This window comes from Streptomyces sp. rh34, assembly GCF_002551245.1.
GTDB lineage: Bacteria > Actinomycetota > Actinomycetes > Streptomycetales > Streptomycetaceae > Streptomyces.
In genome coordinates, this window is sequence record NZ_NTGZ01000267.1 from 1 (window position 1) to 9,994 (window position 9,994).

Below are 9,994 nucleotides of genomic sequence, written 5' to 3' on the forward strand. Positions count from 1 at the left end.
CAGCCGGGCGGCGGTGTCGTCCGCCCGCCGGTCCAGCTCCGCGTAGGTCAGCCTCCGCGCCGCGCCGTGCGCGGTGGGCAGCGTCACGGCGACGGCCGCGGGGTGCTCGGCGGCGATGCGGCCGATCAGCGTCTGGATCGGGGTGAACGGCTCCTCCCTCGGTCCGGCGGACGGCAGGGCCGGGCGGCTCCACTCCCCGACGAGCCGTTCCCGCTCCCGGTCGCCGAGCATCTCCAGCCGGGAGGCCGGCTGTTCGCCCGGCACGCGGGTCATCCGGTCGAGGAGCCGGGTGTAGTGGGCGGCCATGCGACGCATGGTCTCGGGGAGGAAGAGGTCGGTGTTGTACTTGAGCACGCAGTGGAAGCGACCTTCGGCCTCGTCCTCGTAGGCGGACAGCGTTATATCGAACTGTCCCTCTTCCTCCGGTAGTTCGATGTACTCCAGACGGTAGCCGTACTGCTCGGTGGCCACCTGGTGGGTGAGGAGGATGAACATCGCCTGGAAGACGGCGGAGCGGCTGGGGTCGTGCTGGAGGCCCAGTTCCTCGACGAGGAGGACGAAGGGGTACTCCTGGTTGTCCAGGCCGCCGAGCACGGTCCGGCGGACCTGTTGCAGCAGTTCGGCGACGGTCGGGTCCTCGGACAGGTCGGCGTGCAGGGGCAGCGGGTTGACGAAGTAGCCGTAGACGGAGGCGAAGTCCTGCCGGGTGCGGCCGGTCACCGGGCTGCCGACGACGATGTGGTCCTGCCCGGAGTAGCGGTGCAGCAGGAGGTAGTACGCGCTCAGCAGCACCATGAACGGGGTGACCCCGTGGGCGCGGGCCAGAGCGTGGACACGGGCGCTGAGGGCGTCGTCCAGGACGAAGAACTCGGAGGCCCCGTTGTGGGTCTGGACCGCCGGGCGCGGCTTGTCGACGGGCAGGTCCAGGAGCGGGACCTCGGCCGGCAGGTGGGCCCGCCAGTAGTCGAGCATGCCCGCCGCTTCCGGCCCCGAGAGGAAGGCGTTCTGCTGGTTGAGGAAGTCGAGGTAGCGGGCCTCGATCGGTGGGAGCTGAGGTTCCTGGTTGCGGCGCAACGCCTCGTAGACGGCCAGCAGTTCATCGATGAAGGTGAAGGTGGAGATGGCGTCGGAGACGATGTGGTGGACGGCCTTCATGATGATCCATCGGTCCGGGCCCCGTTGGAAGAGCCGGAAGCGGATCAGTGGGTCGTGGGCGAGGTCGTAGGGCTTGCGGTACTCCTGGACGATCGTCGCGTGGATGGACTCCCAGTCCTCGCCCCGGACGTCGAAGAGGGCGAGGTCCGTCGCGGCGTCCTCGGAGACCCGCTGCACGGCCTGCCCGTCCACCAGGAGGAAGTTGGTGCGGAGCGCGGGGTGCCGGGCGATGAGTCGGCGGACGGCCTCGAACATCAGGTCCGGTTCGAGCGTGACGTTCACCTCGACCGCTCCGCCAATGTTGTAGGCGTAGCCGTCGGGGTTGAGGTGCTTGAGGAACCAGAGCGCCTTCTGGTTCTGCGTCAGCGGGTACTGCCGTTCGTCCCTGTGGAGCTCCACCGCTCCCTGGGCCCCGTCGGGGGTGTCGGCAGAGGCCAGTGCGGTGAGGCCGTCGTGGAGCTGGGCGGCGAGTTCCCCGGCCGGGGTGCCGCTGAGCAGGGCGACCACGGGCAGGGCGACGCCGAGTTCGGCGTGGATCCTGGCCCGTAGCTCCATGGCGAGGAGCGAGTCGAGCCCGAGTTCGCCGAGTCCGGTGGCGGGGTCGATCCGGTCCGCGCCGGTGCGCAGCACGGTGGCGGCGAGCGCGGTGAACCGCTCGGCGACCAGGGCGCGGCGGGTCTCCTCGTCGGCGGCGCGGAAGGTGTCGAGGAATCCGTTGCCCGAGGCGGCGTCCGCCGGCGGGGCGGCGGCTGCCGCGAGGGCGGTGACCAGCGGCGGCGGGGTCGGGTACCAGGCGAGGAAGACGGGCCAGTCGACGACGGTGGCGACGACCAGTTGGGCGTGGTCCTGGCCGATGACCCGTTCGAGGACGGCCATGCCGGCCTCCGGGGAGAGCGAACTCATGCCGCGGCTGTGCAGATAGTGGTCTACCAGACCGAGTTCCTCGATCATTCCGGTGGCCCAGGGGCCCCAGTCCAGGCTGAGCGCGGGCAGACCCTGGGCGCGGCGGTGGTGGGCGAGGGCGTCCAGGAAGGCGTTGCCCGCGGCGTAGTTGGTCTGGCCGGCCGTGGTCAGCAGGGAGGCGATCGAGGCGAAGAGCACGAAGTGTTCGAGGGGTTCGTCCCGCAGGTGCCGGTGCAGGTGGTGGGCGCCGACGGTCTTGGGGTCGTGGACCGCGTCGAAGGCGGCCCGGTCCAGATCGGCGACGAGCGTGTCGCGGACCTGTCCCGCGAGGTGGAACACCCCGCGTACGGGGGGTGCTCCGCTGTGCCGGTGGGCGTCGAGCCAGCCGGCCAGGGCGTCCTCGTCGGTGACGTCGAGGGTGGCGAGGACGGGCTGTGCGCCGAGCGCCTCCAGCTCGCGGAGCAGGGCCACGGCCCGGCCCTCGGTGGTGACGGGGTCGGTGCCGGACCACTTCTCCCGGGCCGGGACGGGGGTGCGCCCGACCAGGATGATCCGGCGGGCCCCGCGGCGTACGAGGGTGCGGCACAGCAGTCGGCCGAGCGCGCCGAACGCGCCGGTGACCAGATAGCTTCCATCCGCCCGCAGTCGCAGCGGCAGTGGCCGGGTCAGGCCCTCGGCGGGGCGGAGGCGGCTGGTGCGGCGGCCGCCGTCGCGCAGGGCGATCTCCTCCTCGTCGTCGCTGAGGACTTCGCGGAGAAGCGCTTCGGCCTCGGCCCGGTCGCCGTCGGGGCCCGGCTGCCGCCGGGGGTCGAGGTCGATGAGTTTGCCGGGGTGTTCGATCAGTTCCTGGTGCCGCAGCACGCGGCCGATGCCCCAGGCGGGTGCGCCGAGGGGTTCGGGCCCCTCGCCGGGCAGGGCGGGCTGGGCGCCTCGGGTGACGATGTGCAGGCGTCCTGCGGCGCCCCGGGCGAGAAGCAGCCGGGCGAGGGCGATCAGTGAGTAGGCGCCCGCGCCGGTGTGGTCGTGGAGGGAGGTCCGGTCGCACGCGGCGAGGGCGGGCGCGTCGAGGTTCCACAGGTGCAGGACGGGCCCCCGGAAGGGGCCCCCGTCGCGGTCCAGGTCGGCGAGGAGGCGGCGCAGATCCGCGTCGGATCCGGGGTCGACGGTATACGTGGCTCCGTCGCCGGACGCGGTGTAGGCCGCACCCCGGCGCACCAGGCGGCAGCGTTCGCCCCGGGCGGCGGCCAGGGCCGCGAAGGCGTCCGCGACACCCCCGGCGTCGGCGAGGACCAGCCAGTCGTGGTAGCGGGCCGCTGTCGCGGGTGCAGGCCGGCGATCGGCGACGGTTCCCGTCGGCTCGCCGCGTACGTCACCGTCGCTCACATCGCCGTCGCTCACATCAGCGTCGTTGACATCACCGTCGTCGACGTCCGGCGGTAGGGCGCGGGCGTCCTCGGCGGGCAGCGGCGGGCAGTCGGTCCATACGGGTTCGGCGAGCCAGGAGTCGATCGTGGTCCGGGCGACGGCGGTGGCCGCCTTCTCCACGTCGGCGGCGCGGAAGCCGAGGACGCGGCCGAGCGGCGCTCCGTCGTCGGCGTACAGGGCGATGTTCCCGAGAGTGGTGTCGGCGTCGCCGGGGAGCAGGGTGGCGTGGGCCCAGAACGGCTGGTCGCCGATGGGTTCGAGCGCGACCTCGTCCAGGGAGAGCGGCAGCCTGATCCCGGTGTCCGGTTCGGCCCCGTCCAGGATCAGCGGAGTCAGCAGAGTCTGGAAGCAGGCGTCGAGGAGGACGGGGTGGAGGTGGTGGCCGGCGGCGTCGTCGCCGATCGCCCGGGGCGGGCGGATCCGGGCGAGGACCTCTCCGGCGCCGATCCAGACCTCCTCGATGGCCCGGAAGGCGGGGCCGTAGTGGTAGCCGAGGGCGGCCAGCGCCGTGTAGCAGTCGGGGCCTTCGAGGCGTCGGAGGGTCCTGGCCCGGATGGCGGGGGCGTCGAGCGGCTGGGTGGTGCGGCGGCGTTGCCCGGTGCGGACGATCCCGGCGGCGTGGACGGCCCGTTCCCCGTCGTCCCCGGTCGGGGAGGCGATGGTGAAGGCGGCGTTCTCCAGGGAGAGCGACACCTCCACGGTCCGGTCCTCGCCGTCGGGCAGGAAGAGGGCCTTGCGCAGATCAACGTCGGCGAGGACGGCGGTGGTGCCGCCGGTGAGCCGCAGGACGGCCTGGGCGGCCATTTCCAGATAGCCGGCGGCGGGGAAGACCACGGTGTCCTGGATACGGTGGTCGGCGAGGTACGGCAGGTCCTCGGTGTCCAGTCGGGCCTGCCAGGTGGGCTCCGTACGGTCGGTGCGGCGGCCCAGGAGGGGATGGTCGCGGTGGCCCAGGCGGACCTGGGCGACCGGCCGGGGTTCGGTCCAGTGGCGGTCGCGCCGGAAGGGGTGGCGGGGCAGGGTGACGGGCCGCCCGGCCGGCTGGAGCAGGTCCCAGTCGATGGGAACGCCCAGGTTGTGGAGCGAGCCGAGGGAGGCCGCGAAGCGCTCGCTCTCGTTCTCCCGGCGGCGGATCGAGGGCAGGGTGAGTCCGGTCGTCCCGCCCGCGTCGAAGCATTCACGGATCGCGTGGCCGAGGACCGGGTGCGGGCCGATCTCCAGGAACACCTGATGGCCGTCGTCGGCGATGCGGTCGACCGCGGAACGGAAGCGCACCCGCTCGCGAACGTTCTTCCACCAGTACGCGGCGTCCAGTGCCTCGCCCCGGGCGGTTCCCTCGACACCCGTGAGATACAGCGGCACCTGGGCCGGGCGCGGCTCCAACGGCTCCAGTGCCGCGAGCAGTTCGTCCTTGATCCGCTCCATGGCGACGCTGTGGTAGGGCACTTCGACGGTGAGGAACTTCGCGAACTGCTGCTCGGCCCGCAGCTCCTCGGCCAGCAGGGTCAGCGCGGTCTCGTCCCCGGCCAGCGTGATGGCGGTGGGGCTGTTGACGGCGGCGATGGAGACCCGGTCGCTGTAGGGGCGTACCCGGCGCTCCGCCTCGTCCTCCGAGAGGCTGACGGCGAGCATGGCGCCGGTGCCGGCCAGCGTCTGCTGGAGGCGGCTGCGGTGCACGACGATCCTGGCCGCGTCCCTCAGGGAGTAGACGCCGGCCGCGTGGAAGGCGGCGATCTCACCGGTGCTGTGGCCGACCACGGCGTCCGGGCGCACTCCGTGGGACCGCCACAGGGCCGCCAGGGCGACCTGGACGGCGAAGTTCGCAGGCTGGGCGAGCCAGGTCTCCCCCATCCGGGAGACGGACTCGTCGGCGGTCATCTCCTCGATCAGGGACCAGTCGGCGAACTCCCGCAGCGCCCGGTCGCACGCGGCGACGGCGTCGCGGAAGACCGGTTCCTCCTCCAGCAGTTGGCGGCCCATGCCCCACCACTGGGGGCCCATGCCGGTGAAGACCTGGACCAGTCGCCGGTCGGCGGCGTCCCGGGCGCGGCCGGGGACGACCCGGGGGTGGGTCTCGCCGCGCGCGTGGGCGGCCAGGGCCTCGTCGAGGGAGGCGCGCGAGGTGTAGGCGACGGACAGCCGCTCGGGGAGGTGCTGGCGGCGGTGGGCCAGGGTGTGTCCGAGGTCGTCGAGGGCCACGGCCGGGCCGTTGTCGCCCGCCAGCTCGCCCCGGATCCCGGCCGCCATCTCCGCCAGCGCGCCGGGGTCGCGGGCGCTGAGGGGCAGGATGCTCCAGCGTCGCCCGGCGGGCGCGGCGGGGCGGCTGTCCGCCAGGGGCACCGGGGCCTCCTCCAGGACGACATGGGCGTTGGTGCCGCCGAAGCCGAAGCTGTTGACCCCGGCGCGGGCGGGCCCTTCGTGTTCGGGCCATGTGGTGGGCCGGGTGGGGATCTCGTAGGGCAGGGTCGCCGGGTCGATGGCGGGGTTGAGGTTCTCCAGGTTGATGTGGGGCGGGATCGTCCGGTGCTTGATGCTCAGGACGGTCTTGATCAGCCCTGCGATCCCGGCGGCGGATTCGGTGTGGCCGATGTTCGTCTTGACCGAGCCGACGTAGGCGCGGGCGCCGGGGGCCCGTCCGATGGCCAGCGCGCGGGCCAGGGCGTTCGCCTCGATCGGGTCGCCGACCGGGGTCGAGGTGCCGTGCGCCTCCATGTACTGGAGCGCCCCGGGGGTGATGCCTGCCTCGGCGCAGACCTGGCGGATGAGGTCGACCTGCGCGTCGGGGTTGGGCACGGTGATGCCGTTGGTGTGGCCGTCCTGGTTGACGCCGCTGCCGAGGATCACGGCGTGGATCCGGTCCCCGTCCCGTACGGCGTCGTCCAGCCGCTTCAGCGCGACCAGGCCGACGCCCTCGGCCCGTACGTAGCCGTCGGCGGCGGCGTCGAACGTACGGGAGCGGCCCTCGGGCGACAGGAACCCGCCCTTCGTCTCCGCGACGGTGTACTGCGGGGCCATGTGCAGCAGGGTGCCGCCGGCCAGCGCGAGGTCGCTCTCGCCGTTGTTCAGCGCCTGGCACGCCAGGTGGACGGCGACCAGGGAGGAGCTGCAGGCGGTGTCGATGGAGAGGCTGGGGCCTCGGAAGTCGAAGCAGTACGAGATGCGGTTCGAGACCATCGTCATCATGGTGCCGGTCGCGGTGTGGGCGGCCAGCGAGGTGAAGCCCAGGTCGGCGAACTGCAGGATCTTGTAGTCCAGGGTGAACGCGCCGACGTAGACGGCGACGTTGCCGCCGGCGAGGTCGGCGGGCCGCTGGCCACCGTCCTCCAGTGCCTCCCAGGCCACTTCGAGAAGCTTTCGCTGCTGCGGGTCCATGTGGTCGGCCTCACGAGGGCTGATGCCGAAGAACGCGGGGTCGAATTCGTCGAAGCCGTCGATGTATCCACCGCGTCCGCCGACGAGGCGCCCGGGTTTGTCGCGGAACCGGCTGCCGAGCGTGCTGACGTCGTACCGGTCGGGCGGTGTGGGCGTGATGCAGTCCCTGCCCTCCACCAGATTGCGCCAGTACGTGCGGTGGTCCGAGGCGCCGCCGGGCAGGCGGCAGCCCATCCCGATGATCGCCACCTTGTTCCGTAACGCCCGGTTGTTCGCGTCGGCCATGTCGAACTCCTCAAGTCGTGGTGGAGCGTCAGGGGGCGGCGGTCATTCCGGCCGGAGGTCCCGTGCCGGTCGACGTCGCCAGGGATGCGTGAGGGCGGCGAGGATCTCGCCGGCGCCCCGAAGGAGAGTGAGAGGGAATCAGCCGTTCCCGGAGGGACGGACGGGCGATGGCCCCGGCCAGGAAAAGCGAGCCGACCCACCCCCGCTCCCCCCGCGACCACAATCCGGCCACACCCGCGGATACGGCCGTGAGAAGGAGAACGGGGAGGGTGACGGCGCGAAGGAACGGGGCCGGAGAATTACTCGCACGCCCCTTCCGTCCGACCGAGAGGCCGGCCGAACGAATTCCGCCATCGGCGGAGTGCTCGCGCTCTTCCATCCGTGACCCTCCACAAGTGACAGCGACGGGGAGAGATGCCATCGCACCGCATCAGGGCAGGTCAAGATACCCGTGGAAGCGACAGGAAACCCGGGCGGCAGCCATGGCCACGCACCGGCTATTTTTAGACACCCGGCCCCGATGAGGTTCGACCGCGGCGTGAACTGATGCCCCCGATCCCATCAGCCCAGATCATCTATTTCCCGTTCCCACAGCTTTAATCGCGAGCGACTCACAGAAATGGTCCGGCGCATTTATCCATGACGGGAATACGAGGAGGATCGCACAACCGAGGCGAGGTTCATTTGTGCGAGCAATTCTTTCGTAGGATCATCGCGATGCTTAAGGACGGCGCAATTCGGTGCGCCCGGAGACCCTGCCCCACGCCCGGGCGCGCATTCTGGCCGGGAGCGGTGCGCCCGCGTGGAACCAGCACCCCCGGAAGCGCCCCCGAGGCCTCGAAGCCCACTCCTTCCACCGGAGGACACCGCCCTGCGATGATCACAGCGAGATCCGGCAGCACATCAGCGAATCGAGGAGCCCCCTTGTCGTACGACGTCGGCGCGGTGCGCGCGCAGTTTCCCGCCCTGCGGTCCGGTACCGCGCACTTCGACGGGCCCGGCGGCACCCAGACCCCGGCCACCGTCATCGCCGCGATCGGCGAGGTGATGAGCGGGCCCCTGTCGATCCGGGGCGACGCCCTGCCCGGGGAGGTGAACGCGGAGGAGACCGTCCGCGGGTTCCGGCAGGCGATGGCGGACCTGCTGGGCGCGGACCCGGGCGGGATCGTCCACGGCCGCAGCGCCACCCAGCTCACGTACGACTTCTCGCGCACCCTCTCCAGGGCCTGGAGCCCGGGGGACGAGGTGGTGGTCAGCCGTCTGGACCACGATGCCAACATCCGGCCGTGGGTGCACGCGGCCGAGCGGGCGGGGGCGGTGGTGCGGTGGGCCGACTTCGACCCGTCGACCGGCGAGCTGCCGACCGAGGCCGTCGGCGCGCAGATCACCGGACGGACCCGGCTGGTCGCGGTGACCGGTGCCTCCAACCTCATCGGCACCCGGCCCGACATTCCGGCCATCGCCGAACTCGCCCACCGGGCCGGCGCGCTGCTGTACGTGGACGGGGTCCATCTGACGGCCCACCACCCGGTGGACGTGAAGCGGCTCGGGGCGGACTTCTTCGTCTGCTCCCCGTACAAGTTCTTTGGGCCCCATCACGGGGTGCTCGCCGCCAGCCCCGAACTGCTCGGCACCCTCCGCCCGGACAAGCTGGCGCCCTCCACCGACGCCGTGCCGGAGCGCTTCGAACTCGGCACCCTCCCCTACGAGTCGATGGCGGGGACCAGCGCGGCGGTGGACTTCCTCGCGGGCCTGGGCTCCGGCGCCGACGCGGCGGGCGGGCGCCGGATGCGGCTGCGGTCGGCGTACGCGGCGATCGAGGCACACGAGACGGAGCTGCGCGAGAGCATCGAGAAGGCGGTGGGCGAACTGGGCGGGGTGACGGTCCACTCCCGTGCCGCCGAACGCACCCCCACCCTGCTGCTCACCTTCGACGGCCGGGACGCGGCGGACGCCTACCGCTCCCTCGCCCGCTCCGGGGTACACGCGCCCGCCGGCTCGTTCTACGCCCTGGAGGCCTCCCGCCACCTGGGGCTCGGCGACAGCGGCGGCCTGCGCGTCGGGCTCAGCGCGTACAACGACACGGACGACGTGGAGCGCCTGCTGACGGGGCTGTCGGACTGGCTACGGTGAACGGCGGGGGCGGCCGCACCCGGGCACCGCGCACCGGGTGTGGTCGAGGGCTGCCCCGGTCACAGGACAGCCCTCAGCGCGTCCACCGCGTCGGCGAGCTTGGACGGGTGCCGGGTTCCCGGGGGCTGCCGCCCGGCCCAGCCGGGTCCGGCGGTGAAGACGACAGGCCGCCTGCGCGCGCCCCGTACACCCCACTCGACCGCCTCCACCCGGGACGCGAGCGAACGGCTCGCCGTGCCGTGCGACTGCGCCCAGAGCACCACCGCGTCGGGTCCGGTGCGCCGGACCGCCTCCTCCAGCGCCTCGACGGGCAGGGCGGCGCCGAACATACGGACCGGCAGAGCGTGTTGGGTGAGGGTCGCGGCGAGTGCCTCCAGGGCCAGCGTGTGGGTCTCACCGGGCGCGCAGGCCAACAGGGACAGGCCCGCGCCGGGGGCGGGGGGCCGCGCGGCCGGGACACCGCGCAGCGCGCCGGAGACGTGCCAGGACAGCAGGTGCTCGACCTCGATGTACCGCTCCCCCGCCGTCTCCCACTTGCGGCCCACCGCGTGCAGCGCCGGCACCATCACCTCGTCCCAAGCGGCCGGCATCCCGTACCGGTCGAGTACGTCCGTGAGCAGTTCCTCCATGGCCGGTGCGTCCAGCCGGAGCGCCGCCCGGGCCAGGCCGCGGCACTCCCGGCGGGCACTGCCGCGCGCGACCGCCCCGGCGACCCGGGAGG

General features: G+C 72.6%; 3 protein-coding genes. 1 reads left to right on the plus strand and 2 read right to left on the minus strand.

The annotated features are described in order from the left end of the window. The coding region (locus tag CR470_RS31625; RefSeq protein ID WP_097870907.1) for a type I polyketide synthase at positions 1–7,140 on the minus strand (7,140 nt) is incomplete at its 3' end. A 924-nt stretch (positions 7,141–8,064) separates the two neighbouring features. Here CR470_RS31625 and CR470_RS31630 point away from each other — a divergent pair. Next, on the plus strand, positions 8,065–9,273 hold the full coding sequence (locus CR470_RS31630) for a cysteine desulfurase-like protein (RefSeq protein ID WP_097870908.1): 1,209 nt from the start codon (positions 8,065–8,067) through the stop codon (positions 9,271–9,273). A gap of 59 nt (positions 9,274–9,332) precedes the next feature. Here CR470_RS31630 and CR470_RS31635 read toward each other — a convergent pair. Beyond that, positions 9,333–9,994 (minus strand): B12-binding domain-containing protein (locus tag CR470_RS31635; protein ID WP_179892439.1); only part of this gene is annotated, 662 nt, incomplete at its 5' end.